Origin of the sequence: Rhizobium tropici CIAT 899, from assembly GCF_000330885.1 — a bacterium.
In the GTDB taxonomy this organism is placed as follows: Bacteria; Pseudomonadota; Alphaproteobacteria; order Rhizobiales; family Rhizobiaceae; genus Rhizobium; species Rhizobium tropici.
On record NC_020061.1, the window covers coordinates 208,027 to 234,293 of the forward strand.

Genomic DNA, 26,267 nt, shown 5'->3' on the forward strand with positions numbered 1-26,267 from the left:
ATGTCGGACAAACCTATAGACGAACTCAGCGGCGTCGAAACAACGGGCCATGAGTGGGACGGCATCCGCGAACTCAACAATCCCATGCCCCGATGGTGGGTGTGGACATTCTATGCCACGATCCTCTGGGCCGTCGGCTATGCCATCGCCTATCCCTCCATACCCCTGATCAGGGATACCACCAAAGGACTGATCGGGTTCTCAAGCCGGGCTGAACTGCAGCACGAAATGAACAACGCCAAGATTGAGCAGGCTCGCCTCGATGTTCTGATCGCCGCGAAATCCGTTGAAGAAATCGATGCCGACCCAACGCTGCGTGAGTTTGCAATTGCAGGCGGCGCCTCGGCCTTCAAGGTCAATTGCGCGCCGTGTCATGGCTCCGGTGCCACCGGCGCTCCGGGGTTTCCCAATCTAAACGACGACGATTGGCTATGGGGCGGCAGTCTTCCCGCCATTCAACAGACAATCGCTCATGGCATCCGCTTCGATGCCGATCCCGAGACGCATGTCTCTGAGATGCCCGCCTTCGGTGATGTACTCGAACGCACCCAGATACGCCAGGTAGCCGCTTACATTTGGGCCTTGACCAACACAGTTTCCGATCCGGCAGCGGCCGACGCCGGCAAGCAGGTATTCCTCGACAATTGCGCCGTCTGTCATGGCGAAGACGACAGGGGAAAACAGGAGTTTGGCGCACCAAATCTCGCCGACGCGATCTGGCTTAAGGGGCGAGGGGAGCAAGCGATCATCCGCCAGGTGACCCTGCCCAAACACGGCGTTATGCCAGCTTGGTCTGCCCGGCTGGGCGAAACCACCGTGAAGGAGTTGACGGTGTTTGTTCATTCCTTGGGCGGTGGAAAATAGAAAAGAAAAATCACGAATTCACGTGCATCACAATCTTTATGGCCTGATGGCGATACGGTCAGCAGTCGATCACGATCTTGTCTCTCTACGCAATGCGGTTGCGTTCGGACAGCCAGAAAACTTGCTCGTAGAACTGAAAAAGTTAGCAGCGTTTTGATTTCACTCAACGATCGCAAGCTAGCAAGCTGCTATTCTCCGGGCCTGGAGGACGTCCCTTCGTGCTGTGGCTCGTAGTTCCTCCGGGCCACACCCCCCTCCCGGAGTGTGGCTCTCCTTTTGATTGAGCCGATAGGCTTGCTTTTTCTCTCCCGGACTTGCGTCGAGAACGCTTGGTTCGTCAAATGCAGGATGAGGATCATCAACAGGATGGTATGCGATGATCCTCACCATAGCTCCCATGACAGGTGACGATCGCATCGAACGGACAGGCGCCGACGACGTTGGTGTCCGGCGCAACCGTCAGCCGCTTTATGCCGCGCGAAAGAAAGTGTTTCCAAAGCGAGCGCAGGGTCGGTTCCGGCGATTCAAATGGATCATCATGCTGATCACGCTCGGCATCTACCATCTTTCTCCGTGGATTCGCTGGGACCGAGGTCCATATGCGCCCGACCAGGCGATTCTCATCGACCTCGCCTCTCGTCGCTTCTTCTTCTTTTTCATCGAGATATGGCCACAGGAGTTCTTCTATGTGGCCGGTCTGCTTGTCATGGCTGGCTTTGGCCTGTTTCTCGTAACGTCGGCGGTGGGGCGGGCATGGTGTGGTTATGCCTGTCCACAGACGGTATGGGTCGATGTCTTCCTTGTCGTGGAACGCGCGATCGAAGGTGATCGCAACGCGCGCATGAAACTCGATGCGAGTCCCTGGACACCGGACAAGATTGCAAAGCGGGTCGCCATACATGGCATATGGGTTCTTATCGGCGTCCTCACAGGCGGCGTATGGATCTTCTATTTCGCGGATGCGCCATCCCTTGCTGTTGCCTTATTCAAGGGCCAGGCGCCGGCCGTCGCCTATGCCACGGTCGCCCTTCTCACCTCGACCACTTACATTCTTGGCGGGCTGATGAGGGAACAGGTCTGCACCTACATGTGTCCGTGGCCCCGCATCCAGGGCGCGATGCTGGACGAAAATTCCCTCGTCGTGACCTACAACGACTGGCGCGGTGAGCCGCGCTCCCGTCACGCCAAAAAAGCCCAAGCGGCGGGCCTGGCTACCGGCGATTGCGTGGACTGCAACGCTTGCGTTGCCGTCTGTCCGATGGGGATAGATATCCGCGACGGTCAGCAAATGGAATGCATCACCTGCGCCTTGTGCATCGACGCCTGCGACGGTGTGATGAATAAGCTCGATAAGCCACGCGGCGTGATCTCCTATGCGACGCTAAGCGAGTATGCCGCGAACATGAACCTGGCGACGAATGGTGGCGCGAGCCCTGTGCAACCGCATCTCGTGCGAAACGCCGATGGCGACTTCATCGAGAATATCCAGCACTTCAACTGGCGCGTGATCTTCAGGCCGCGCGTTCTTTTCTATGCGGCTGTTTGGGCAGCGATCGGGGTGGCGATGCTCGTGCATTTGGCGCTCCGGGAGCGGCTGGAACTGAACGTGGTTCACGACCGCAATCCGCAATATGTCCTGGAGTCCGATGGATCGATCCGCAACGGCTATACGCTTCGCGTGCTCAATATGGTGCCGATGCCGAGGAGAATCGATATCCGACTGGACGGCGCGGAGGGAGCGACGATGAAGATCCCCGAACTCTCGAAGGAGGAAGGCCGGCACTTCACTGTCGATGTGGATCCGGACGCGGCCACCTCGCTCAAAGTGTTCGTCACGCAAAAGGCCAAGCCGGAAACAATCAAGGAATTCCTGTTCGTCATAGAGGACGAAAATCATGCGGATCGGGCTACGCACCGGGCCGCCTTCAACGTGCCGGGAGCGCCGAAATGAGAAGCCAAGTTATCACCGGAGGTCCCTTCACCGGCCGCCATATGCTGATCGTCATTGTTGCGTTCTTCGCCGTGGTGATCGGAGTGAACGTGACGATGGCAGTTCTCGCTTCCACGAGCTGGAGCGGGCTTGTGGTGGAAAATACCTATGTGGCAAGCCAGGAATTCAACGGCAAGGCCGCCGCCATGCGTGCTATGGCGAGCAGCGGCATTTCGGGCGATCTGTTACTGCGCCGCGATGTCATTCAGTACGATATTCATAACCGTGACGGGTCGCCGGCGGTGGTTGACGACGTGACGCTGACGTTCAGAAGGCCCGTGGGCGACCGGGAGGACTTCGCGCTTGCACTGACGAAGACAAGCGAAGGCCATTTCGAAGCGAAACATCGCATTGAGGGAGGCGACTGGATCGTGGAAACCGTCTCGCGCAGAGACGGTGTCACGGTAATGCATGAGGCTAGGCGCATCGACACGGCGGAGTTTGGACAATGACCTGCTGCACGATGGACGCGGAAAGCGTCATGACAACGAGCAATAGCTGCGCCAGTGCCGAGGAGATCGTCCTCGCCAGCCATCCGCTGGGGGAGGGCCTTCGTCAATTGGACCTCAGCGTTCCCGATATGCACTGTGGCGCTTGCATTTCGACCATTGAACGGTCCTTATGCAGGTTACCCTATGTAACGCGCGCCCGGGTCAACCTGACTGCGCGGCGGGTCAGTTGCACCTATGTCGAGCACCTTGATAATGCTGTCGTCGATCCGTCGGGTATTCTGTCCGCGATCACCGAAGCCGGGTACCGGGCGCATATTTTCACTCCCGCCGCGCCCCAGACGAATAGTCTGCGCAATCAATTGCTCTTGGCCGTTGGTGTCTGCGGCTTTGCCGCAGCCAATATCATGCTGCTCTCGGTATCGGTCTGGTCCGGTGCAGATGCAGCAACGCGAGACCTGTTTCATTGGATTTCCGCGATGATTACAGCGCCGGCCCTAATTTATGGCGGCCGTTTCTTTTTTCGATCGGCTTGGAATGCCTTGAAGAATGGGCGCACCAACATGGATGTGCCGATTTCGCTCGCTGTCACGCTCTCCTATGCCGTATCGTTGTGGGAGACGATCCATCACGGAGAGCATGCATGGTTTGACGCCTCCGTGTCGCTGCTGTTCTTCCTGCTCATTGGCCGCACGCTCGACCACATCATGCGGCAAAAGGCGCGAGCCGCGGTCAACAGCCTGGCGAGACTTGCGCCACGCGGCGCGCTGGTGATAGCTGCCGATGGGAGCAAGCGCTACACCGCGATTGAAGATATCAGCATCGGTGATCATGTTTTCATCGCTGCCGGCGAACGCATCCCCGTCGACGGCGCCGTGACCGCAGGTACGAGCGAGCTGGATCTCTCTATTGTCACGGGCGAAAGTATACCAGTTGCTGTCGCGAACAGCGCGGAGGTGAGATCTGGTGCGATGAACCTCATGGCGTCATTGACCATTCGCGCGACGAAGACGGCGCAAAACTCGCTGCTTGCGGAAACCATCAACCTTATGGAGGCAGCAGAAGGAGGCAGGGCGCGCTATCGCAGGGTCGCGGATCGTGCAGCCGGCCTTTACGCTCCGGCGGTTCATTTACTTGCGCTGCTTTCCTTTCTTGCCTGGGGCTCCCTTGGTGGAGATTGGAAGCATGCCATGCTTGTCGCCGTCGCGGTGCTGATCATCACTTGTCCTTGCGCGCTTGGTCTAGCAGTGCCGGTCGTCCAGGTTGTTGCCGCAGGCAACCTGTTTCGCCGCGGCATCATGATCAAGGACGGCTCCGCTTTGGAGCGTCTCGCGGAAATCGATGCCGTCGCGTTTGACAAGACCGGCACGTTGACGATGGGCCAGCCGCGGCTCGTCGAGATGGTGGATGTGGGGTCGGAGGAAAGGGCGATCGCGGCCGGAATTGCTGCGCATTCCCGCCATCCGCTCTCTCAGGCGTTGCTGCGGAGTGCCGGCGGCAAGGGGCAACGGTTCGACAGCGTCGTCGAGATACCGGGCGCGGGCCTGGAAGTCGAAACCGCCAGGGGGCTATATCGTCTCGGCCATATGGAGTTCGCTTGTTCGATCCCGCCCCGAGAAGAAAAAGAAGCGGATGACTCGCTCTCCGAGGTCGTTCTGTCGAGGAACGGTATCGCACTTGCCCGATTCTATTTCGAAGACACGCTTCGCCCCGGAGTAGCCGTAGCCATTCGTCAGCTCGGTCTTGCAGGGCTGCAGACGATGATCCTGTCTGGCGATCGGCAAGCCGTCGTCGAGTCGACAGCGCGGCTATTGCATGTGGATCGCTGGATTGCGGAATTGGATCCGAAACAGAAAGTGGAAGAGTGCACACGCTTGGCCGAGGCGGGCAACAAGGTCATGATGGTTGGTGACGGCATCAACGATGCGCCGGCACTTACGGCGGCGCATGTGTCGATGGCTCCCGCGACTGCGTCCGACATTGGCCGACAGGCGGCAGACCTGGTTTTCCTGAATGACCGTCTCGACGCGGTTCCGGAGGCGATCTGCGTCGCGCGGCGCGCGGCAGCTTTGATCCGTCAGAACTTCGCCCTTGCCATCGGTTACAATGTGCTCGCTGTTCCCATCGCTATCGCGGGCTATGCGACGCCGCTTATCGCCGCCGTCGCCATGTCGTCGTCTTCGCTGATCGTCGTGACGAATGCATTGCGACTCAACCACTGGAATCGGCGGGAGCAACTTAGGCATGATGGCAAACATGCAGCCTCAGCAGGAGGGTCCATATGAATATGCTGATCTATTTGATCCCGCTGGCATTGTTCATGGGTACGCTCGGGCTGGGAGGCTTTCTGTGGTCGCTAAAGAGCGGACAGTATGATGATTTGGAAGGGGCTTCGTGGCGCATCTTAGTGAGTGAGGATAATGCGCCCGAGGGGGCGCAACAATCGACAAGCGCCAGTGCAGATGACCCGACGAAACTGCTAAATTCCCAACTGCCTGGAATCCACAGACGGTCTTACACGAAGAGGTTTTTCCGAAATGATGATTCGAAACCGCGTTGAATTGCGCGAGGCTTTCTGCCCGGATAATCCAACACGTCTCATGCCAAACGTCATTCAAGTGACTGAAACGTTGCGAAATTGCCACACAAGGCCAGGGTTTGTCTGCGACAGGCAGTCCAATTTTCTTTAGTTGAGCCGCCTCAAATCCTGACGTGCCAGCCGATGTTACTGCTCCTCGATTCACGAATTTCAGATCGAAGGAGACAAGAATGACTTCCAAGGACATCATACGGGTCATCATCGCTACTGCAATATTGGGTATCGTGAGCACCGCGCACGCTGCCGATCTGACGACACCACCAAGTAGGGCTCCCATTCCCGCGGCAGCCAACAGAAACCCATGGCAGATGCGGCTGCGCGCGCTTGGTGTGATCACTACTGACTCTGGGCGCGTCGACGGCTTGCCGGGTTCGGATCTTTCCTTTTCGGACACGGTCGTGCCGGAATTCGACATCTCGTATTTCTTCACCGAGAATATCGCCGCTGAACTCATCCTGGGCACAACCTACGCTAAGGTGCATGGCGGCGGCTCGATTTCAGCGCTCGGCGAGATCGGCAAGACTTGGCTGCTGCCGCCAACGCTCACCCTACAATACCATTTCACCGACCTTGGCGCTTTTCGGCCATATGTCGGCGCCGGCCTCAACTATACGCTGTTTTACAACCAGTCGGGAAAAAGTGCTCGCAGCCTTGATGTCAAGAACTCCTTCGGTGTCGCGCTCCAGGCCGGCTTCGACTATATGATCGACGATCACTGGGGTGTGAACGTCGACGCCAAAAAGATCTTCCTAAGGCCTGATTTCGACGCCAACGTCGGCGGGGCCAACGTCAGCGGCAAGGCCAGGCTCGATCCATGGCTGCTTGGCGCGGGCGTAACCTATCGTTTCTAGGCCCTCATAAAATCGCTTGGTGTTTAGCGACTTGCGTCATCCAAGGCTCGACCAGCGTTTGGATGGCGTTGGCGTTAGTGATGCTGGGTACGTGCATGCCGACTTGGTCATCAACTTTATGAGAAGATCAAGGTCAACTCGAAGTGGAGTAACTTGAGAAATGGACAAATTCGCAAGCAAGTCACAGCACCGCCGAGCACCCAAAGAGTTCACTTGAGCCTCGTATCCAGGTGCGGCCCGAATTCTGCTCGTACGAATATCGCACGACATCGACGCCGAGGCGCAAAAGGAGGGGCTGGATTACGTAGTCGCAAATGCCCGTAAGGGGGCGATCTCTATATGCCTATGGGAGCATGACATTGCGGGTTCTCGTTAAGGGCGCCGGAATTGCCGGCCTAACAGTAGCACGTCAACTGTGCGCGCGCGGCGCTCACGTAACAGTCTCCGACCCGCATCTTGGATTCGGGCGCTCTGCATCCTGGCTCGCCGGCGGCATGCTGGCGCCCTGGTGCGAGCGGGTAAACGCCGACGAGAGAGTAATGACGTTGGGGAAAATGGCCGTGGAATGGTGGGATGCCGTCCTGCCCGGCCAAGTCATTCATAAAGGGACACTGGTCGCCGCACCTCAGCGGGATTCGGGCGAACTCGGCCGCTTTGCGGCCCGTACGTCTGGGTATGAATGGTTGGACGAAGATGGCATAGCCGAGCTGGATCCCGCCCTTGCACAGCGTTTTCGCAGGGGTCTGTTCTTCCAACATGAAGCTCATCTGAACCCCCGTCAGGCGCTACGGACGTTGAAAGAGCTGCTGTCGGCAGCAGGCGTCGTCTTTACTAGCGATGATGTGAGCGAAGACGATTTCCCAGATATCGTTGATTGCACCGGTGCTGCCCGCATCGGGCAAAGTCGCGATCTGCGCGGCGTGCGCGGCGAAATGCTCTATCTGCATACAGAGGAGGTCATGCTCGCCAGGCCTATCCGCCTGCTGCATCCTCGCTTTCCCGTCTATGTCGTCCCTCGCGGCGAAGGCCTGTTTATGGTCGGGGCGACGATGATCGAGACGGAATTCGACGGGGCGATCACCGCACGCTCGACGATGGAACTGCTGAACGCAGCCTATACACTGCATCCGGCCTTTGCGGACGCCACCGTGGTCGAAACTGGCGCCGGCATCCGCCCGGCCTTTCCCGACAATTTTCCGCGCGTGATGCGGGACGGCAGAGTCATCCACGTGAACGGCCTTTATCGCCACGGTTTTCTGCTGGCGCCCACAATGGCGGCCGAAGCGGCCGATCTCGTCTTTTCCGATCGGACGAAGCAAAGGAGTTTCCAATGCACCTGATCATCAATGGCGAAACGCAGTCCATCGCCGCTAAGACGCTTTCGCAGCTTTTGGCCGCACTCGACCATGAAGGCGACTGGCTGGCAACAGCCGCCAACGGCGAACTGGTTCATCGCGAAGATCGCGACGAACATATTTTCGCCGACTATGACAGGATCGAGATACTGACACCCATGCAAGGAGGCTGATCGTGCTCGATCTCTATGGAAGCCAGATTGGGTCACCCTGCTGCTCGGCACCGCCCGCTATCCCTCGCCAGCCGTCCTAGCCCATGCGGTCACGCGCGCCGCAGAGTCTTGATCGCATCGGGGATCGAAGGCGCGAATCGGCAGCATAGCGCTTGTGGTGATCGTCGGCTGACTGTGGAACGCGTCGCCGGTCTTCGAGAACGGGGCGGATAGTGCTGCAGTGGTGAGGGATACTCTATTGCATGCGAATCCTAAGCTGAACCAGGCGATGGATCGGAGTAAAGAGGCCTAGAGGTGCCCTAAACAACATCGCGCATTGGGAGCCGAAGCGCCGAGACACTGCACCCATGCCTGAAACGAAAAAATTTTGAACCAGCAAACAAAATGGACGCTGCGGCAAAATTCGGGATGCGTGGCTAACGACACGTCACGGTTAATCTTTTAGAAAATAAGCATAATCGCAGTGCAGTTAAGAGAGAAATGCAGGACAGGTCTAGATCATGTCCCAGGACGTGGTGTAGCTTAGACGACCACGGCTCATCCCAGAGGGTCGGATGAGTATCAGCTTGCTGCTGGCAGGCTGATGAGCGGATCATCGCTCATTGTGGCGATTGTCTCAAGTGTCATGTAGCGGGATCGCTGGACGGCCCATTCATCGTTCTGTTCGAGCAGCAGCGCACCGACCAGGCGCACGATGGCGTCGTCGTTGGGGAAAATGCCGACGACCTCTGTGCGCCGCTTGATCTCACCGTTCAATCGCTCAATGGGGTTGGTCGAGTGAAGTTTGGCCCAATGCTGCTTGGGAAAGGTCATGTAGGCGAGCACGTCTTGCTCGGCACTGTCCATGAGACTGGCGAGCTTCGGTACCTTTGGCCTGATCTGGTCGGCGACGTTGCGCCACTGAGTGCTTGCGGCCTCCGGCGTGTCCTGAGCGAAGGCCGTTGCAATGAACGCGGAGACAACCCGGCGTCCGCTCTTTCCAGCATGGGCCAAGGCATTGCGCATAAAGTGCACCCTGCAGCGCTGCCAGGTGGCGGAAAGCACTTTCGATACTGCGGCCTTGATGCCCTCATGGGCATCGGAGACGACGAGCTTGACGCCGCGCAGCCCCCGCCTGATCAGCTTTCGAAGAAACTCGGTCCAGATCGCCTCGGCCTCGGACGTGCCGATCTCCATGCCGAGCACTTCGCGTCGGCCATCGGTGTTGACGCCGACGGCGATGATTACGGCGACGGAGACAATACGACCACCGCGCCGAACCTTGAGGTAGGTCGCATCGATCCACAGGTAGGGCCATTCTCCTTCGATGGGCCTGTCGAGGAAGGCCTTCACCTTCTCATCGATCTCCTCGCAGAGCCGGGACACCTGACTTTTGGAGATGCCCGACATGCCCATGGCCTTGACGAGGTCATCAACAGAGCGGGTCGAAACACCCTGGATATAAGCCTCCTGGATGACCGCCGTCAGAGCCTTCTCGGCCATGCGGCGCGGCTCCAGGAAGCTCGGGAAGTAGCTGCCGGTGCGAAGCTTGGGAATGCGCAGCTCGACGGTGCCCGCCCGTGTCTCCCAATCCCGGTCGCGATAGCCGTTACGCTGGGCCAGCCGGAAGCCATTCTTCTCGCCATAGGCCGCGCCGGTCTTCGTGCCGACCTCCAGCGCCATCAGCTTCTCGGCAGCAAAGCCGATCATCTCCCGCAGCAAATCGGCATCAGCGCTCTTCTCAACGAGTGAGCGCAGGTTCATCATGTCGTCGGTCATCGGTGGTGTCCCTCAGGTTGGCTCTAAGCAACCCGACCCTACCGGAAATCACCGATGGCTATGAAATCAAGCTACACCACTCCATGGGACACGATCACAGGTCTACAACAAGTCAACCTTCAGGGGACGTCTCATGGAACCTCATCTACCCACAACAATACAGATCAGCGCCCCTCAACATGCCGCGAATAATCCATATCGCGTCATCGAGGGCGAGGAGGTGCTTTCCGTGGCATTCCGTGAATTCGTGCTGACGGCCGTCGCTGCCGGTTGGAAGGAGCCGGAGGTCGCTTTGACCTTGGCCGACATCGCAGATGACTACGTTATGGCTCTCGCTCGAAGAGCTGCGGCCAATTAGTATTGAGTTCCATCTGCGTTCATCTGTGGTATCCCGCAAGATGGCTGTTAACAACTCTTCATCCAGCCGGCCGGCAAGTCGCTTAAGACGAGATGGTTTGCCGGCGGTATAACATGCCGAAGGGCTCCCGTTGCATTGTTGCAAAGAGAAACCTCAGGCCGTCTTGCTATAATGGCGCCCCGATTCCCTCACATAGGCATCGAAAGCTGCTGCAACGGCGCGGATCAGGAAGCGCCCGTCTTCTCGCAAACGAATGATGCCGCCCGCGTTTTCGATTATTCCGTCGCTCTCGAGCATCGAGAGCCTGGGGTTGCCGTTAAGAAGCGCGTGTGGGTCAAAACCGTATGTGACGGCCAACGCCGGGACGTCGACCTGCAAGTCGCACATCAGGCGTTCGATGATACTTGCCCGCAGGCGATCTTCGGCCGACAAGCGCCAGCCTTTCGTTGTGGCCAAGCGGCCGGATGCGATCCGCTTTCCGTAACGATTGGGAAGTACCTCGTTTTGAACATAGCCGCCTGGCATGCGGCCAATAGCTGACGAACCCAAGCCGATAAGTGCCTCACAAGCATCGGTCGTATAGCCCTGAAAGTTGCGATGCAATTGCCCGTCTGTCTGCGCGGTTGCTAAACTGTCGTGCGGCCTGGCGAAATGATCGATCCCGATGCGGCGGTAGCCTGCCGCAACAAGGTGTTCCGAAATTGCCTTTGCCTGGGAAATACGGCTTTGCGCATTGGCGAGAGCGGCTTCGTCGATTAGCCGTTGATGCTTCTTGAAGGAAGGTACATGCGCATAACCGAAGACTGCGAAACGGTCCGGCCGCATCTCGATCGCTGCCTTGGCCGTTTCGATGCAGGATTGAACCGTCTGGTTTGGCAGGCCATACATAAGATCGAAATTGATGCTGGCGATGCGCGCCCGGCGCAGCTTAAAAACCGCCTCCATTGTCTGTTCTTTACTTTGGGTGCGGTTGATCGCCCTTTGGACCGTCGGATCAAAGGTCTGTACCCCGATACTAGCACGGTGCACCCCTACTTCCCCGAGAACCGTCGCCATCTCCTGATCTAGCGTCCTCGGATCGATCTCCAACGCGATTTGGGCCGAACCGGTGAACTCGAACTGCTTGTGCAGAAGCTCAATAAGCTCAAACATTTTCTTCGGCCCGATGGTCGTTGGCGTTCCTCCACCAAAATGCAGATGGTCGATCCTAACCGGCGCCCCGGTCCTTGCGGACACGAGGCGTACTTCCTCGCGCAGCATTCGCAGGTAGTCGACGATCGGTCGGCTATTGCGCGCATTCGTGGTGTGACATCCGCAATACCAGCATATCGACGGACAAAACGGGATGTGCACGTAAAGCGATGCCGCTTTCTCCAGCGAGACAGCGCTAAGCCAATTCTCATAAGTGCTATCGTCAACGTTGGGGGAGAAACACGGCGATGTCGGATAGCTAGTGTAGCGGGGTAGGCGCTCATCGCCGTATTTTTCAATAAGTGCCGATTGCATGCGAAATCCTTCTACGGAGTACTGGCTAGAATGCGGCCATTCTAGGCACACGCTTTGCATGGCTCTTTGATCTTCAACAAAGAGCGCGACGGATTTCTTTGAATTATTTTCAAAATCGCGGCGCCGAGGCAAAGGAGGCGCAGCATACTCGATGAAAAGAGTTCAGCTTAGTTTTGATCTGCCAGCGAGATGCTCGGCATGATGACAGTACCTTTTTCCCTGGTGGATCACAAAATGCATTCACAAGGCGCTGGCGGGCTCGCTTGGATGCTTGTCCGGTGGCGGGGCAGACCGATCGTCGCCTATAGTGTCGCCGCCGCTGCTCCATTCGGCGTCCTCGCACTGAGATTGGCCCTGTCGCAGTTCACCAGCGACGATCTTACCCTATTGCCGTTCATTCCCGCTATTCTCGTGGTCGCAATCATCGGCGGCGGAAAGCCGATTTCTCTAGCGGCGGGCATGTCGCTTGGCGCTGATGTCCTTGTTCAGCGGCTGAGCGATGCGGCTTACGCGACGGTCTTTGAACTGGTTTCCTTTGGCGTTGCGGTGCTTCTGATTGCTTGTCTGGGAGAGGTGTTGCAGGCGACGAGACATGCCATCATCGAGAGTGAGATTGCCCCCACTGCGCATCTGACATCGATATTGGACAAAGTGCCCGATGCGATGGTGATCACGACCCGCGACGGTAAAATTGTGTCCTTCAACGCCGCCGTCTTGCGGCAGTTCGGGTATGCAGAACAAGAGCTCGTTGGCGCGAACCTGCGACTGCTGATGCCTGATCCTTTTCGCGCCGTCCACGGCAGCCATATGCAACGGCAACTTGGAAGGGGCGAAAAGCGCGTTCTCGCAGATCAAGCAGTTGTCGGACGCAGGAAGAACGGATCGACGTTTCCCCTCAAGTTAACCGCGAGCCAGCTGGAATCGGGTGGTGGCTTATTTTTCATCGGCTTCCTAAGAGACCTTACGGAGCGGGAAGAGGCTGCTGCTCACCAGCAGCGGATCCAGGCGGAATTGGCAAGATTGGCCCGCCTGAGCGAAATGGGCGAAATGGCATCCGCCCTTGCGCATGAGCTGAACGAACCGCTGTCGGCGATCGCAAATTACGCTTTCGGGTGTACGAAGCTCTTGAGCGACATGGACAACAATGTCCCAACGGTCATGAGAAACGCTTTGCAGGAGATTGAACGTCAGTCCCTTAGAGCGGCAAAAATTATCAAACATCTCAGAGAGTTCGTCACGACAGGTGAAACGGAAAAGGGCCTCGAAAATATCCGCACGCTGGTGGAGGAAGCAGGCGTCCTTGCGCTTGTAGGTTCCCGAGAAAAAGGCGTCAGGACTGTCTTCGAATACGTGCCCGGCGCCGAGATGGTGATGGTCGATCGTGTTCAGGTCGAACAGGTCATCATTAATTTGATGCGAAACGCCATAGAAGCTATGCGCCACGTCGAGCATCGTGAGCTTACGATCCGCACGATGCCCACGCAGGAGGATGAAGTCGCCGTTATCGTGGAAGACACCGGCAAAGGCATTCCGGAAGAAATTGCCGCGGAGCTCTTCGAGCCATTCGTCACGACAAAGCCAAGTGGAATGGGTGTCGGCCTTGCGATCTCGAAACGTATTGTCGAGGCCCATGGAGGTGAAATGACGGTCTCAAGAAACGCGGCTGGCGGAGCTACTTTCCAGTTCACGCTTCCCGCCTATACGGAAGGACAAACGTGTGAAACCGACTGACTATACGATCCATATTGTCGATGATGAAGAGCCGGCGCGCAAATCGTTTGCCTTCATGCTGACCATGAACGGCTATGCCGTCAAGGTGCATCAATCGGGAGCCTTGTTTCTTTCCTTTGCGCCGGGCATCCACAACGGAATTCTTGTTACGGATCTCAGAATGCCAGAGATGTCAGGTATAGATCTCATCCGTCAGCTTAGCGTGAAAAAGATCTCAATTCCGTCAATCGTGATCAGCGGACATGGCGATGTGCCGGTGGCAGTTGAGGCGATGAAAGCCGGTGCGGTCGACTTCATAGAGAAACCCTGCGAAGACGCCGTTATCATTGAGGCGATCGAACGAGCGTCGGACCATTTACATGTTAATGGCGCTAACGTCGACGAGAGCCTTGCCATTCAAGCGCGCATCGAAACCTTGAGCGAGAGGGAGCGCCAAGTGCTTCTTGCCGTCGTGGTCGGCCTTCCGAACAAGTCGATTGCACATGATCTGAATATTAGCCGCCGCACGGTGGAGGTTCATCGCGCCCGCGTCATGTCGAAAATGAGAGCAAAAAGCATCCCGCATCTGGTTCGTATGGCTGTTGCGGTGGAGATGGGGCCCTTCTAGCTTCGTAGTGTTGATCTCGCCGCATTCGGGGTCCTGCCGTAACCTTGCGAACGGGAAGGGTCGTCATGGCATCTGTTTTCCCAAAAACTCTAAATTGATCGTCATTGCTCGATGACGGGATTATATAATCGAAGGCAACTTTGGAGGCGCTTTCGCGGACTTAGCGGGCCCATCCTGCGCGTCGAGACGTCTTTGCCGAAAGACTGTGATTAGGCATGGAATAAGGACCCCGCATTTGGGGTGATCGGCATCCAAACGGGACCCCCATTTGCGATGGGGTTACAACAGCCTCCGGTTTAATCGGAGGCTTTTTATTTGGATGCTTGTTGTGGAGACAATTCTGAAGATACGGCGACTTTCCCGCGTGCAGGGCAAGTCGATTAAGGCGATCTGCCGGGAGCTTGGTATATCGCGCAAGGTGGTGCGGAAGGTTCTGCGCAGCGATGAGACGGAGTTCAAATACGAGCGGGCCCGCCAACCTCAGCCGAAGCTCGGTCCTTGGCGCAATCAGCTCGATGGAATGCTGTTTGCCAATGAGGCCAAATCCTCTCGGGAACGGCTGACGCTGATCCGGCTGTTCGAGGATTTGCGCGAACTCGGCTACCAGGGCGGTTACGACACCGTCCGGCGCTATGCCCGAACCTGGGCGAAGGAGCGCGGCTCGGTGACGGCGGAAGCCTATGTGCCGCTCTATTATGCGCCGGGCGAGGCTTACCAGTTTGACTGGAGCCACGAGATCGTCGTGCTGAATGGCGTGACGACGACGGTGAAGGTGGCGCATGTCCGGCTCTGCCATAGCCGGATGATGTATGTGAGAGCCTATCCGCGCGAGACGCAGGAGATGGTCTTCGATGCCCATGACCGGGCGTTCGCGTTCTTCGGCGGGGCCTGCACGCGCGGCATTTATGATAATATGAAGACCGCGGTGGAAACGGTCTTCGTCGGCAAGCAACGGCAATACAATCGCCGCTTCCTGCAGATGTGCAGCCACTACCTGATCGAGCCGGTGGCCTGCACTCCGGCGTCAGGATGGGAGAAAGGCCAGGTCGAGAACCAGGTCAATCTGGTGCGGGAACGCTTCTTCACCCCCCGACTGCGCTTCAAATCCTACGACGAGCTGAATGGCTGGCTGCTGGACAAATGCATCAGCTACGCCCGCGCCCATAAGCATGTCGACCAGACAGAGCGCACGATCTGGGAGGTGTTCGAAACGGAGAAGCCGCATCTAGTCAGTTATCCCGGTCCGTTCGATGGCTTCCATGCTGTGCAGGCCTCGATCGGCAAGACCTGCCTCGTGCGCTTCGATAACAACAAATATTCTGTGCTGTCGACCTCGGTCGGTCGCCCGGCCGAGATACATGCCTATGCCGACCGCATCATCATCCGTCAGGACGGCGTCGAGATAGGCCGGCACGACCGCAGCTACGGCCGCGGCGAGACGGTCTATAATCCATGGCATTATGTGCCGGTCCTGACTCGAAAGCCGGGAGCATTGCGCAATGGTGCGCCGTTCCACGATTGGGTTTTGCCTGCCGCCATGGAGAAAGTGCGACGCCGGCTGAAGGGCATGCATGACGGCGACCGGCAGATGGTGTCGATCCTCGAATGTGTCGGTCTGGACGGGCTCCCTGCCGTCGAGGCGGCCTGCCAGGAGGCGCTCGATCAGGGCGTGTTCTCGGCCGCCGTCATCATCAACATTCTGGCCCGCAAGCGTGACCCGCAGCCGGCTGCCATCCTTTCCATTCCCGATGCGCTTCGCCTGACTCATGAGCCTCTGGCCGATTGCGCCCGTTACGACAGCCTCAGGAGGGCAAGCTGATATGGAACGACCCCAAATCCTCGACATGATGGGCACGCTGAAGCTGTTCGGCATGCGCAGCGCCTATGACGAGATCATGGCCTCCGGCATAAAGCGCCAGCACGAACCGCCGCGCATCGTGGGCGACCTACTGCAGTCAGAGATCGCCGAGAAGCAGTCTCGCTCCATCAAATACCAGATCGCTGTTGCCAAGCTGCCGCTGGCCAAAGACATCGACGACTTCGACTTTACCGACACACCGGTCAATGAAGGGCTGGTGCGCCAGCTCGCGACCGGAGCCTTCCTTGCCGAGCAGCACAACATCGTTCTGGTCGGCGGGACCGGCACAGGAAAGTCCCACCTGTCCATCGCGCTTGCTCGTGCTCTGATCCGCAACGGAGCACGCGGGCGCTTCTTCAATGTCGTTGACCTTGTCAATCGGCTTGAGACAGAGGCACGTGGCGGAAAGCAAGGGCGGCTGGCCGACTTCATCACCAGGCTCGACTTCGTCATCATGGACGAGCTCGGCTACCTCCCATTCGCCCAGGCCGGCGGGCAGCTCCTCTTCCATCTGATCAGCAGGCTCTACGAGCGGACCTCAATCATCGTCACGACGAACCTGGCGTTCGGCGAGTGGCCGGCCGTGTTCGSCGACGCCAAGATGACCGCCGCTCTGCTCGACAGACTCACTCATCATTGCGAGATCGTTGAGACCGGAAATGAATCCTGGCGCTTCAAAAACCGCTCTCAAAGCTAAAGCCGAAAAGACAAACAATCCGCGCCCGCAGGCCCCTGCGCTAAATGGAATGCTCCGGGCCTACGCGCGCTGACCCTATGCAACCAGAGGCAGGGGTCCCTTTTGGGAGCCGATAAGGGGTCCCGTTACAACGCCGATTGACACAAAGACTCGCCCGCATTATTTTCTGACCGGGCGGCGCCACGATTTCTTATGACGACGACAAGCTGCTGCCTCTAGTGATGAACACCCTTCGAAAGGGATCGGAATAAATCGCCGGCAATTCGCACGAGATGCCGGTTAAGTGTTTACCCTTAGTGATAAAACCGAATTTATCGCTCCCATAAGAACCGGCAATCTTGCCCCGGAACATGGGGAATACCAGATGCAGTCGAAATTCATGCCCGCAGCACAGCCTTGGACCTCGCCGACGAAAATTGTGGGGCCGCAAATTGGGGGAGCGCACATCGCCGTCACATATGAGCGCGGCCAAGAGATATACGCCCAGGGCGGGAGCGCCGATAAGTGCTATCGGGTTTCTACCGGAGCTGTTCGGGTATGTCGCATCCTTTCCAACGGGGGGAGGCAGGTCGTCTCCTTCCATGTCGCGGGGGAAATGTTCGGCTTCGAAGCTGGCTCTCAGCATCGTTACTTTGCCGAAGCGCTCGCCCTGACAAGAATAGTGGCGTTTGAACAGGGCCTTGCTCAGCAGCGGCATTTGCCGGAACTCCTTGCACTTGCTCTTGAAGCTATGGAACGTGCTCAGGAACACCTTCTGCTTATCGGACGGCAGTCTGCGATTGAACGGGTGGCCACATTTTTGTTGGATCTCTGCGAGCGCCTGGGAGGCACTCGGCAGTTTAGATTGGCCATGTCGCGGCAGGACATTGCGGACTATCTCGCCTTGACGATCGAGACGGTATCGCGTGCCATGAGCGAGTTGAAGGAACAAAGCATAATCAGCCTGCGACATGCGCGAATGGTCGACATTCGGAAGCCTGATGCACTTCGTTCGCTCTGTGGCCATGTTGCCGGACTATCTTAGCTCGGCGCGACCTGTGCAATGCAGGACGTTGCGGCCTTCGGGCGGAAAATCGCGATTTGCGCCCGCGTGTCATTTCATCTGGGACATTGTCTTGCGGGCCCACGTCAACTTGTTTCAGGTCCTTGTCTGGAACTGATGGCGTGGCCCGTAAACGACGGTCACCTTCCGTCAGGCGCGCTTCAGAGCCTGTCAGCAGGAGTTTTGTGGATCGATGCCGATCCCGTTGGTAACGACATCGGACATTCGGGCATTGGCCTGAACGGCACGACCGTCCCGCATCATCATCAGGAAACCCTCCGCCACCATGCCTGGAGCGAGGGGCCAGGTGCTGCCCCCAACAGGAAGGAGATCAGATCGTAGCGGCTGTCGTCCACCGCGAGATCCAAACCGAGAATGGCTTCTCCGTATTGCCTAATGGCCTCAAGACGCCGGCGCCGGCGGCGTCTGGAAAAGAAAAGAGGTCGCCCTTCGGCTGGATTGATCCGGTGGCTGAGATTATTGGCCGCCACCATGGCCTGTCGTCCCTGCCTGCGAACAGCGCCGTCCGCGAGCGTAGCGGAAGCCGGAACATGTCCCGGCAAGATCGATCGCACCTGCTATTTCGAAGGCCGATGCGGTGTGCGAGCAGGGTCAGCGCGGTGTCGTTACGAACGATGCCGCAGCCCTCAACGGCAGCCTCAGCGGCCTTCGCCGCACGTCCGCTGAGCGTCTCGGCATCGTCAAGCCAGTGGCGCGGGGATGCCGATCCGGCGCGCGATTCAGTCGGGTTCAAGGCCGAGCCCCGATTCAATCCGGGCATTCTTGACGCGTCAATCGGGCACCGCATGGCCGAGACCTACCAGAGAAGACGAGCGCTTCCCTGATTGCCGCCCAGCCCCCAGAAAGCCGCAGTAAGCCTTTCGCTTTGACGCTCTGCGAGCTTTACGATGCGCTCGACGACCGGTTCCGTCATTTAAAGACAGGCACTATCCCGTCCGCTTCGCGCGAGCAAGCCGGCCATCACAAATCGCTTGGTTTTACGCAACAACCGGAGAGGGATAGCCGATAAGGCTCTCTGGGAAAATCATCACCAGGGTACGGTCCTACTTTTCCTGCTAACCAAATGGGATATAAGCGGACACGAAGATGCGCCGACCCTTGGCTCGGCCGTTCACATCGGAACCAATGACGATTGCCGCTGACTTCATAAAGGAGCTTGAAGGATGTATTCGCGAATTCTCGCTGAATTTCAAGGGGATCGTGGTGGTTTGAAAATGGTCCCAGCGAGCAATCGTTTGTCGCTGATTAAATTAGATCGCCGATCTCGCAGCCGTGATTTGACTTCATCGTGCATCGGATTACTGAAGCAAATTGGCTAAGCTCTCTAAAGTTGTTATAACCTGACAATGTTCCCCTCGGAACGGACAGAAGACGACCTCAAAGGGGCAAAGGCAAGCAGTTCAAGTCCGTCCACGGCGATCCACGCTGACCGGCGATTGTTGAAAAGTAGGGACAGGCGGTGACGCAAGATCTAGAAAGTTACAAAAGTGCGAGAGGCCTCGTAGATACCACCGATCCGGAAGTCGACAAGCCGATCTACCGCAAGCCCGGTTTTGACGGGAAAGTTGCGACGCTAGGAGATATGGAAGAACTGATCAGCGCATTTTTAAAAAAAACGCGCGAGGCCGAGGGCCTCGCTCGCGCGGATCTTGCGCCAATGCTCGGTCTGTCGACACCCGTGTACGGACGTTACGAGCGGGCGTTTTCAAGGATGACGGTCACCCGAATGATCCATCTCTGTGAAATTCTCGGCTTTATGCCCATAGATATGCTCTTTGAAGCGGCGCCCCATCTTTGGGGGCGCACGCCTGAGGAAGCCGAGGATCGTCTCACTCTGGACCGAATTATCAGAACCCTTCCGAGCGAGGCAAAGCGCGATCTCGTTCGGCTGCTGAAGCGTATGGTGCCTCAAGATAACGGGAGCTAATGAGACATCAATCGCAGGTAAGCTTGGCTGTCTGGTAGGCACTCCGGCAACGGAAAGCGTCGGTCTTCACCGCGATCTCGCCGCAAAGTGGTTTTCATGATCATCTTTTTAAAGGAACCAGCGCCACAACTATAGAATCCTGGACCTCACACTCACTCGTTTTCCGGTCGGTCACCGCATGCGCCGACATCGTCGCTCACTTTGATCGTGGCGCATGAACAGTGTCGACTAGAACGCTGCACCGCTTAAGAGCGTGACCCACCAGTTAAGTTTGCCCGGCCATTCGAGTGCTTTGCTCAAGGTCGCGGCGAGCCGCCAGACCGAAGACCGAGCGGGTAAGATACAATCTGCCCGCGGCTGCGCGCTCGGCCATTGCGCGCAGATATCCGCCGGGCGAACTGACCTCCTGCCGATTTGCTTTTTCCAGAATAACTGCCACCGCCACCGCTGCTTGCTGTTCGCCCATTGCCTCCACGGCGCCACGGCGGGCATCCTCTGAGATCCCGACGAAGCGGCACAGCATCGGAGTCAGCCGAACAAACTCCTGGAAGCTCTTGGGAGTGCATCCAAGCTCCGCGAGGGCCGGGGCCGCCCGCAAGACATCCTTAAGCGCGATTAGAGCCTGCCGCTGAGGTTCTCGCTCGCTGACTGAGCCTCGCCAAAGGGTCGCGGTTTCTTCAAAAGCCGAGCTGCTGGCGGCGCTGGCTTTTGGAAAACTGTATTGTCCGACATGAGCCGAACCCTCTCGAACATTACTACTACGTTTTGATTGATAAGGAGGTGTAGTCTGTTTCTGCATGTCGTTTTCGACAGGCACGCATGTCGTTTTCCCTGCGCCGAGTTGGTCTTGAGGTCGCGGGTCAAGCCGCATCAGTCGGTCCATAGACCATTCAAGAAGGACAGTCGCACGACGCAGCATCCGGTTGGATGCTTTGGCAGCAATTCCGATATAATTGCTGATGCGCTCGACCCGGTCGGCAATGCGTTGGCGCATTGTTGCACTTACATCAGCGACAGCAGCGAGGGCACAACGGATATTGCGCAAGGCGCCTCGGTACCGTCGCAAGGCAGCTTCGGTCGCCCTCTTCTCCGCTCGGATGTCTTTTACGAGGCGAGTAAGCTCGCCATATCGCAGGACCAATATTCGAAGATCGACCCCGCATCCATCCGTTATGACGCCATCGCTGTTTCTGACGGGATATCGCTTATAGTTTCCACTGTCCTGCATCGTGATCAAACCCAGATCGAAAAGCTTGGAAAGCATTCGACTGACCCGGCCGGCCGAACGCCCGACCTCAAATGCCAATTGTCGGTTCGATTTGAACACGATTGGCCGCCCCGACGTATCGAAAGTATCGGCGGGGGCGGTGTTGATCAATATTAGCAACAGATGGCTTTCCGTTCCATTTATCAGGCCTGTGCAGGTCAGATTTTGAGCAAGCACAGCCAATTGGGCACGCGTCACCATTCCGATTTCTGCCGATTTTGCCCAGCGCCGGAATTCAGCCCTTTGGGGCGTTATCTTACGGCCGACCGGCCGTTGGCAGGTGGTCATATCTTCCATGTCCTCGTCTCCGTTCGGGACCAGGCAAAGCTCCGCCGTTCACCAAAGTGATGTTTTTTGTTGACAAGGAAGGAAGGGTCTGCGACAAAGGTTTTGGCTAATTTATTCTCTTACAGACCCGCTTCCGGATTGCTTCGGGAGCGGTTTTTCTTTTTCTGGCCGGTTTTTTCTCTCCATTTCAGACCCGACGCACGCGTCGGGATGTTTGCGGTCGATACGCGAAAAGCATATCCCAACAAATCAATTTGGCGCAAGATATGTACGAGTTTGAGCTGCTACTTGAGGTCGCAGCGGGATAGTGACTAAACTAACGCATTGATTTTATTAATTGTTTTGAAAGTCTAAATGCCATTTCGATACCGTTTCGACCGATCAAATTTGGTTCGCCTTACGGACAAAATTCTCAAATTGGCCGATGCTCGGACATGGAGCCAATGACGCTTGACCGAAAACGCAATGCTCCTCCCGTACTTGACGTTGAGGATCAGCGTGCGAAACGTGGATGGCTGGATGAATAGCGACAGCCCGCTTTCCCAGCTGGTCATCATCGACCCGGGGGCTATCACAAGAGGCGGGAGGATTGTGCCGTGCGTGGTCGACGTAAACTCCATCCCCTCATTTTGGGTTTTGAGATCTGATCTCCTGGAGCAATGATTACCCGAGGTGCGTTGGATCGCCATCTCAGACCTGCAAACGGTGCGCGCGTTTTCCGGAGTTCCCTGAGATCTGCCAGCCTATTTAGCGGCAGCGCCACCGCAGCAAATTCATTAAGGGGTTGCCGCCTGGCAAATGAGTGAGTGAGTTGAAACCGAATACCTAAGCTTTTGCCGCCATGCCCGCGCGATCTTTCGCGAGCGTGGCGGTCGGATTTATTGTATCAAACCGCGATTTTCGCTCTCTTCGAGCACGGGAGAGCGACGATCAATGCGGACTTGCAAGCTTGCCAGTGCCCCGGCAACTATAAGACCCTTTGGCGTCATATCGCCGGCCGTGGCAAAGACTGGATCGAGCACCGGCCGGCAACATCGGAAGCGTGCCGCCGCATCCGCAATCGTGATCAATGGGGCACGATAAGGTTGTCCGCAGTCGCCTCCCACAAGGACAATTTTCCCCGCCAGAGGCTTTGGACAGCCATCAAAGATTGTAAAGGCGGTTAGCCCATCACGCAACGCTTCTTCATCTACGAACAGCGAGTGCATATCGTCAAAGCGGATCATCTCGATTAGCCTGCTACCAATCAAGTCATAGATCGGAGCAATGCTTCCATCCTGAAGCTCAACCGCCCCAAAACGGGCGGTATCCGACTCTAACACGTACACGATATTTTTCATTTGCTTTAGCCTCCTATTTGAAGCGATCTCGTGCCCACAGAGATGAGGGAGAAGGGAGAGCTGTGATACCAACCATAGATAGCGGCGGCGCGACGCAATATGCTGTTCTCATAGGGCGTTGTAAATTGCCGTACGCGCCGATTTGGCACGTGTTTCGCAATCTGGACAGCTTTCCGGGTCGGCTGAAATTCTAAAGATTTGTACTGAAATCAGTTGAATCGAGCTGGTATTTCATAGGATACCTTTAGTGAGAACGCTTGAAGGTGAGCCAAATATATTTTGCGTTTTTTCGGCAAAAAAATGGAAAGCATTATGTCAGTCGACTCATTTTTTGAGCTGAGTATGCAATTTTCAGTAAGCGTAACGCGTGGAGAGCGCTGGATAACCCGATCGCCCGTCCCGACTTGTGACCTCAAAAAAACACGATCTGGAGGAGCCGATCTATGAACGGGTTTCGGCGATCCCCTCTGAGGCTGATGGCCTATCTCGCGTTCCCGCATGTCGATCATCAGACCTAAGCGACAGAGAGCCGCTTCGGGGTCGCAGTGAACAAAAACCACAGGAAAACCACCCTACAGATTCTAGACATCGCATTGATGCGTTTCTCACGATATCGGATCGGTCGGGAACGCCATGCCAGTGCGGTGCGTAACCTGGCGATAGCCAATTTGGTGCGATTGTGTTTTTTCTTGCACCAAGAGAAACCAGTGCCGATTTCAATTATGTATTGAAAAACAATAATAATATGCGAAATTAGTGCACGTTTGACGAATTCGCTTGATAGAAAGATGCGCCAAAAATGATCAAAAATGCAACGTTACAGGTTTTAACCTTAACGTTTTTCCGTATAAAAGAGATCTTGCGCGTTAACCCTCAGTCTCAGCAATGGCAGGTCCATCTTTGAAGCAATGGATTAAAGAACTCGGTTTACAGCAGGTCGTTGACCCACGCATAGACAAACCTGTCTATCGGAAGCCTTTTGATGGGCGAATTGTGCTTAGCGCCGAACTGGAAGAACAGATCTGCACCAGTCTTCGCGGCGCCCGCGACAGACGAAAACTGCCTCGATCGAAACTTGCGCCCCTGCTTGGGCTGAGCGAACAGGTTTACGGCCGCTACGAAAATAAGATCTCCCGCCTGACGGTATGCCGGCTAATTCATCTCTGTGAGGTTCTGGACGCCACTCCGGAGGAAATTATCGCGCCAGCAGCACCCCATCTCTGGGGTGGGACTGAAGCAAAAGCGGTTCTGCTATTGGCCTCAATCGAAAAGTTGCGGACCTTGGACGAAGAGACTCTGCGAGATGTTTTCAGCTTGTTAGGTCGCATAGGCGAGACCTGCGGCCAAAATGATGGCCAGACAGTAGGCGATCCTGAATGCCGCAATGGTGTCGAAATCGCAATTGGTAAGCAAATTGACGGCAGCAAATGACCGAAATGCGTTGCGCTAATTGAAGTAAATCCATCGTGACATTTCCCGGCCACTCCTCGAACATGTATTCTGCTGCTTTGTCCGCACTACCTATGGTAAGATATTGACCGACCCGACGCGTTTCGAGCGTCACTGGTAGCGTCCACCAGTGTAGCGTCATCTTCGTTTCTTCCGAACCGCGATGAACTGGGTTCCGACGGAACACAGGGAAGCGCTTCAGTGCGAGTGCCACTTCCCAGGGATGCCGATCTCAGGGAGAAACCAAAATGATATTCACTCAAGCCGACCTTGATATCGCAAATCGCCATATTGCCGAAAGTGAAGAACAGGTTTCACGGCAGGAGCGAAAGGTGACTGTCCTTCGTATGCAACACTTGGATACGGAATTGGCGGAAAACATTCTGACGGTTTTTTACGAAACGCTGCTGATCCATAACGCCAGTCGCGACATGATTGCTGCTCAGCTGAGACAGAAATGATCGCAATGCCTCTCCAGTGTGGTGAAGCATCCAACGGGCATCGGCATAGTTTTCGACGACGTCGGTCTATCAATTGGCGGTTTTCGCATGGCTGGTAACGGAGTGTGGAATGCCGCACCAGAAGTGTGGCTAAGCCGTACCGGGATCGTGTCCCATGGAGTGGTGTAGCTGGATTTCATAGCCATCGGTGATTTCCGGTAGGGTCGGGTTGCTTAGAGCCAACCTGAGGGACACCACCGATGACCGACGACATGATGAACCTGCGCTCACTCGTTGAGAAGAGCGCTGATGCCGATTTGCTGCGGGAGATGATCGGCTTTGCTGCCGAGAAGCTGATGGGGCTGGAGGTCGGCACGAAGACCGGCGCGGCCTATGGCGAGAAGAATGGCTTCCGGCTGGCCCAGCGTAACGGCTATCGCGACCGGGATTGGGAGACACGGGCGGGCACCGTCGAGCTGCGCATTCCCAAGCTTCGCACCGGCAGCTACTTCCCGAGCTTCCTGGAGCCGCGCCGCATGGCCGAGAAGGCTCTGACGGCGGTCATCCAGGAGGCTTATATCCAGGGTGTTTCGACCCGCTCTGTTGATGACCTCGTCAAGGCCATGGGCATGTCGGGCATCTCCAAAAGTCAGGTGTCCCGGCTCTGCGAGGAGATCGATGAGAAGGTGAAGGCCTTCCTCGACAGGCCCATCGAAGGAGAATGGCCCTACCTGTGGATCGATGCGACCTACCTCAAGGTTCGGCGCGGTGGTCGTATTGTCTCCGTCGCCGTAATCATCGCCGTCGGCGTCAACACCGATGGCCGACGCGAAGTGCTCGGCATGGAGATCGGCACGTCCGAGGCCGAGGCGATCTGGACCGAGTTTCTTCGAAAGCTGATCAGGCGGGGGCTGCGCGGCGTCAAGCTCGTCGTCTCCGATGCCCATGAGGGCATCAAGGCCGCAGTATCGAAAGTGCTTTCCGCCACCTGGCAGCGCTGCAGGGTGCACTTTATGCGCAATGCCTTGGCCCATGCTGGAAAGAGCGGACGCCGGGTTGTCTCCGCGTTCATTGCAACGGCCTTCGCTCAGGACACGCCGGAGGCCGCAAGCACTCAGTGGCGCAACGTCGCCGACCAGATCAGGCCAAAGGTACCGAAGCTCGCCAGTCTCATGGACAGTGCCGAGCAAGACGTGCTCGCCTACATGACCTTTCCCAAGCAGCATTGGGCCAAACTTCACTCGACCAACCCCATTGAGCGATTGAACGGTGAGATCAAGCGGCGCACAGAGGTCGTCGGCATTTTCCCCAACGACGACGCCATCGTGCGCCTGGTCGGTGCGCTGCTGCTCGAACAGAACGATGAATGGGCCGTCCAGCGATCCCGCTACATGACACTTGAGACAATCGCCACAATGAGCGATGATCCGCTCATCAGCCTGCCAGCAGCAAGCTGATACTCATCCGACCCTCTGGGATGAGCCGTGGTCGTCTAAGCTACACCACGTCCTGGGACATGATCCGTACCGGTACTTTTCGATATGCGTGTATTCCACCCCTTTTGCACCACCAAGCACATTACCGCTGACCAGAATGTTTACCTGCTGGCGGTACAAGTTCACACACATTGTTATTTTAAACTGGCGTTCTATCGACGGCATCAAAGACATTCCTGCCAATCTGCCTTGCACCGTTCG

21 protein-coding genes and 2 pseudogenes are annotated in these 26,267 nt (G+C 56.8%); 18 read left to right on the forward strand and 5 right to left on the reverse strand.

All coding sequences use genetic code 11. The features are described from left to right. From ccoP to thiS, 8 genes and pseudogenes are all read left to right on the forward strand, one after another. A complete protein-coding gene (gene ccoP, locus RTCIAT899_RS20615) occupies window positions 1–864 on the forward strand; it encodes a cytochrome-c oxidase, cbb3-type subunit III (protein ID WP_004125903.1) in 864 nt (287 codons plus the stop codon). A 376-nt stretch (window positions 865–1,240) separates the two neighbouring features. Beyond that, complete coding sequence (gene ccoG, locus RTCIAT899_RS20620; RefSeq protein WP_004125904.1) at window positions 1,241–2,815, forward strand: cytochrome c oxidase accessory protein CcoG; 1,575 nt, start codon at window positions 1,241–1,243, stop codon at window positions 2,813–2,815. Next, a complete protein-coding gene (locus RTCIAT899_RS20625) occupies window positions 2,812–3,306 on the forward strand; it encodes a FixH family protein (protein ID WP_004125905.1) in 495 nt (164 codons plus the stop codon). Before ccoG ends, RTCIAT899_RS20625 begins: the two co-directional genes overlap by 4 nt. Next, window positions 3,303–5,588, forward strand: coding sequence for a cation-translocating P-type ATPase (locus tag RTCIAT899_RS20630; RefSeq protein ID WP_004125906.1), 2,286 nt, complete (start codon window positions 3,303–3,305; stop codon window positions 5,586–5,588). Before RTCIAT899_RS20625 ends, RTCIAT899_RS20630 begins: the two co-directional genes overlap by 4 nt. After that, a pseudogene (gene ccoS / locus RTCIAT899_RS34185) lies at window positions 5,585–5,725 on the forward strand (cbb3-type cytochrome oxidase assembly protein CcoS); the annotation flags it as partial. The gene RTCIAT899_RS20630 and the pseudogene ccoS, both read left to right, overlap by 4 nt. A gap of 347 nt (window positions 5,726–6,072) precedes the next feature. Further along, complete coding sequence (locus RTCIAT899_RS20640) at window positions 6,073–6,753, forward strand: OmpW/AlkL family protein (RefSeq protein WP_004125911.1); 681 nt, start codon at window positions 6,073–6,075, stop codon at window positions 6,751–6,753. A 359-nt stretch (window positions 6,754–7,112) separates the two neighbouring features. Further along, window positions 7,113–8,093, forward strand: coding sequence for a glycine oxidase ThiO (thiO, locus tag RTCIAT899_RS20645; RefSeq protein ID WP_004125914.1), 981 nt, complete (start codon window positions 7,113–7,115; stop codon window positions 8,091–8,093). Continuing rightward, on the forward strand, window positions 8,084–8,281 hold the full coding sequence (thiS, locus tag RTCIAT899_RS20650; RefSeq protein WP_004125916.1) for a sulfur carrier protein ThiS: 198 nt from the start codon (window positions 8,084–8,086) through the stop codon (window positions 8,279–8,281). Before thiO ends, thiS begins: the two co-directional genes overlap by 10 nt. A gap of 561 nt (window positions 8,282–8,842) precedes the next feature. Here the strand turns inward: thiS and RTCIAT899_RS20655 are convergent. Beyond that, window positions 8,843–10,039 carry an IS256 family transposase gene (locus RTCIAT899_RS20655; protein WP_004110519.1) on the reverse strand — a complete coding sequence of 399 codons (1,197 nt, stop codon included), beginning with the start codon at window positions 10,037–10,039 and terminating at the stop codon, window positions 8,843–8,845. Window positions 10,040–10,172: 133 nt separating this feature from the next. Between RTCIAT899_RS20655 and RTCIAT899_RS20660 the strand changes: the two genes are divergently transcribed. After that, window positions 10,173–10,397, forward strand: coding sequence for a hypothetical protein (locus RTCIAT899_RS20660; protein ID WP_004125917.1), 225 nt, complete (start codon window positions 10,173–10,175; stop codon window positions 10,395–10,397). Window positions 10,398–10,550: 153 nt separating this feature from the next. Here the strand turns inward: RTCIAT899_RS20660 and hemN are convergent, their stop codons facing one another. Continuing rightward, entirely contained in the window at window positions 10,551–11,903 is a 1,353-nt protein-coding gene (gene hemN, locus RTCIAT899_RS20665) for an oxygen-independent coproporphyrinogen III oxidase (RefSeq protein WP_004125924.1), read from the reverse strand. A gap of 234 nt (window positions 11,904–12,137) precedes the next feature. Between hemN and RTCIAT899_RS20670 the strand changes: the two genes are divergently transcribed. The 5 genes and pseudogenes from RTCIAT899_RS20670 (at window position 12,138) to RTCIAT899_RS20690 (ending at window position 17,820) form a co-directional block, all read left to right on the forward strand. Next, on the forward strand, window positions 12,138–13,634 hold the full coding sequence (locus RTCIAT899_RS20670) for a PAS domain-containing sensor histidine kinase (protein ID WP_184462165.1): 1,497 nt from the start codon (window positions 12,138–12,140) through the stop codon (window positions 13,632–13,634). Further along, entirely contained in the window at window positions 13,621–14,241 is a 621-nt protein-coding gene (fixJ, locus tag RTCIAT899_RS20675) for a response regulator FixJ (RefSeq protein WP_004125927.1), read from the forward strand. The genes RTCIAT899_RS20670 and fixJ overlap by 14 nt, the downstream gene beginning before the upstream one ends. A gap of 319 nt (window positions 14,242–14,560) precedes the next feature. Then, window positions 14,561–16,129: pseudogene (istA, locus tag RTCIAT899_RS20680) on the forward strand (IS21 family transposase). Further along, window positions 16,062–16,796, forward strand: a complete 735-nt coding sequence (gene istB / locus RTCIAT899_RS20685; protein WP_015341995.1) for an IS21-like element helper ATPase IstB — start codon at window positions 16,062–16,064, stop codon at window positions 16,794–16,796. Before istA ends, istB begins: the two are co-directional and overlap by 68 nt. 364 nt (window positions 16,797–17,160) lie before the next feature. Further along, window positions 17,161–17,820: a helix-turn-helix domain-containing protein gene (locus tag RTCIAT899_RS20690; RefSeq protein ID WP_004125929.1), complete on the forward strand. Its 660-nt coding sequence runs from the start codon at window positions 17,161–17,163 to the stop codon at window positions 17,818–17,820. Window positions 17,821–18,104: 284 nt separating this feature from the next. Here RTCIAT899_RS20690 and RTCIAT899_RS33230 read toward each other — a convergent pair whose 3' ends face one another. Further along, entirely contained in the window at window positions 18,105–18,413 is a 309-nt protein-coding gene (locus RTCIAT899_RS33230) for a hypothetical protein (protein WP_135488301.1), read from the reverse strand. Window positions 18,414–19,318: 905 nt separating this feature from the next. Between RTCIAT899_RS33230 and RTCIAT899_RS20700 the strand changes: the two genes are divergently transcribed. Next, entirely contained in the window at window positions 19,319–19,786 is a 468-nt protein-coding gene (locus tag RTCIAT899_RS20700) for a helix-turn-helix transcriptional regulator (protein WP_004125932.1), read from the forward strand. Window positions 19,787–20,051: 265 nt separating this feature from the next. Here RTCIAT899_RS20700 and repC read toward each other — a convergent pair whose 3' ends face one another. Together repC and RTCIAT899_RS20715 are read right to left on the reverse strand one after the other, a co-directional pair. Continuing rightward, on the reverse strand, window positions 20,052–21,350 hold the full coding sequence (gene repC, locus RTCIAT899_RS20705) for a plasmid replication protein RepC (RefSeq protein ID WP_004125935.1): 1,299 nt from the start codon (window positions 21,348–21,350) through the stop codon (window positions 20,052–20,054). An 869-nt stretch (window positions 21,351–22,219) separates the two neighbouring features. After that, window positions 22,220–22,681, reverse strand: a complete 462-nt coding sequence (locus RTCIAT899_RS20715) for a DUF3846 domain-containing protein (protein WP_004125939.1) — start codon at window positions 22,679–22,681, stop codon at window positions 22,220–22,222. A gap of 885 nt (window positions 22,682–23,566) precedes the next feature. Between RTCIAT899_RS20715 and RTCIAT899_RS20720 the strand changes: the two genes are divergently transcribed. From RTCIAT899_RS20720 to RTCIAT899_RS20730, 3 genes are all read left to right on the forward strand, one after another. Then, window positions 23,567–24,112, forward strand: coding sequence for a helix-turn-helix domain-containing protein (locus RTCIAT899_RS20720; RefSeq protein ID WP_004125942.1), 546 nt, complete (start codon window positions 23,567–23,569; stop codon window positions 24,110–24,112). 266 nt (window positions 24,113–24,378) lie between these two features. Then, window positions 24,379–24,591 carry a hypothetical protein gene (locus tag RTCIAT899_RS20725; protein WP_004125950.1) on the forward strand — a complete coding sequence of 71 codons (213 nt, stop codon included), beginning with the start codon at window positions 24,379–24,381 and terminating at the stop codon, window positions 24,589–24,591. A gap of 239 nt (window positions 24,592–24,830) precedes the next feature. Continuing rightward, window positions 24,831–26,027 carry an IS256 family transposase gene (locus tag RTCIAT899_RS20730; protein ID WP_015341997.1) on the forward strand — a complete coding sequence of 399 codons (1,197 nt, stop codon included), beginning with the start codon at window positions 24,831–24,833 and terminating at the stop codon, window positions 26,025–26,027. Window positions 26,028–26,267 lie beyond the last annotated feature (240 nt).

What these genes read in the sequence shown, in the direction of transcription:
- ccoP (WP_004125903.1), top strand. Translation starts at nt 1, where the DNA reads ATGTCGGACAAACCTATAGACGAACTCAGCGGCGTCGAAACAACGGGC.
- ccoG (WP_004125904.1), top strand. Translation starts at nt 1,241, where the DNA reads ATGATCCTCACCATAGCTCCCATGACAGGTGACGATCGCATCGAACGG.
- RTCIAT899_RS20625 (WP_004125905.1), top strand. Translation starts at nt 2,812, where the DNA reads ATGAGAAGCCAAGTTATCACCGGAGGTCCCTTCACCGGCCGCCATATG.
- RTCIAT899_RS20630 (WP_004125906.1), top strand. Translation starts at nt 3,303, where the DNA reads ATGACCTGCTGCACGATGGACGCGGAAAGCGTCATGACAACGAGCAAT.
- RTCIAT899_RS20640 (WP_004125911.1), top strand. Translation starts at nt 6,073, where the DNA reads ATGACTTCCAAGGACATCATACGGGTCATCATCGCTACTGCAATATTG.
- thiS (WP_004125916.1), top strand. Translation starts at nt 8,084, where the DNA reads ATGCACCTGATCATCAATGGCGAAACGCAGTCCATCGCCGCTAAGACG.
- RTCIAT899_RS20655 (WP_004110519.1), bottom strand. Translation starts at nt 10,039, where the DNA reads ATGACCGACGACATGATGAACCTGCGCTCACTCGTTGAGAAGAGCGCT.
- RTCIAT899_RS20660 (WP_004125917.1), top strand. Translation starts at nt 10,173, where the DNA reads ATGGAACCTCATCTACCCACAACAATACAGATCAGCGCCCCTCAACAT.
- hemN (WP_004125924.1), bottom strand. Translation starts at nt 11,903, where the DNA reads ATGCAATCGGCACTTATTGAAAAATACGGCGATGAGCGCCTACCCCGC.
- RTCIAT899_RS20670 (WP_184462165.1), top strand. Translation starts at nt 12,138, where the DNA reads ATGCATTCACAAGGCGCTGGCGGGCTCGCTTGGATGCTTGTCCGGTGG.
- RTCIAT899_RS20690 (WP_004125929.1), top strand. Translation starts at nt 17,161, where the DNA reads ATGCAGTCGAAATTCATGCCCGCAGCACAGCCTTGGACCTCGCCGACG.
- repC (WP_004125935.1), bottom strand. Translation starts at nt 21,350, where the DNA reads ATGGAAGATATGACCACCTGCCAACGGCCGGTCGGCCGTAAGATAACG.
- RTCIAT899_RS20715 (WP_004125939.1), bottom strand. Translation starts at nt 22,681, where the DNA reads ATGAAAAATATCGTGTACGTGTTAGAGTCGGATACCGCCCGTTTTGGG.
- RTCIAT899_RS20720 (WP_004125942.1), top strand. Translation starts at nt 23,567, where the DNA reads ATGGCAGGTCCATCTTTGAAGCAATGGATTAAAGAACTCGGTTTACAG.
- RTCIAT899_RS20725 (WP_004125950.1), top strand. Translation starts at nt 24,379, where the DNA reads ATGATATTCACTCAAGCCGACCTTGATATCGCAAATCGCCATATTGCC.
- RTCIAT899_RS20730 (WP_015341997.1), top strand. Translation starts at nt 24,831, where the DNA reads ATGACCGACGACATGATGAACCTGCGCTCACTCGTTGAGAAGAGCGCT.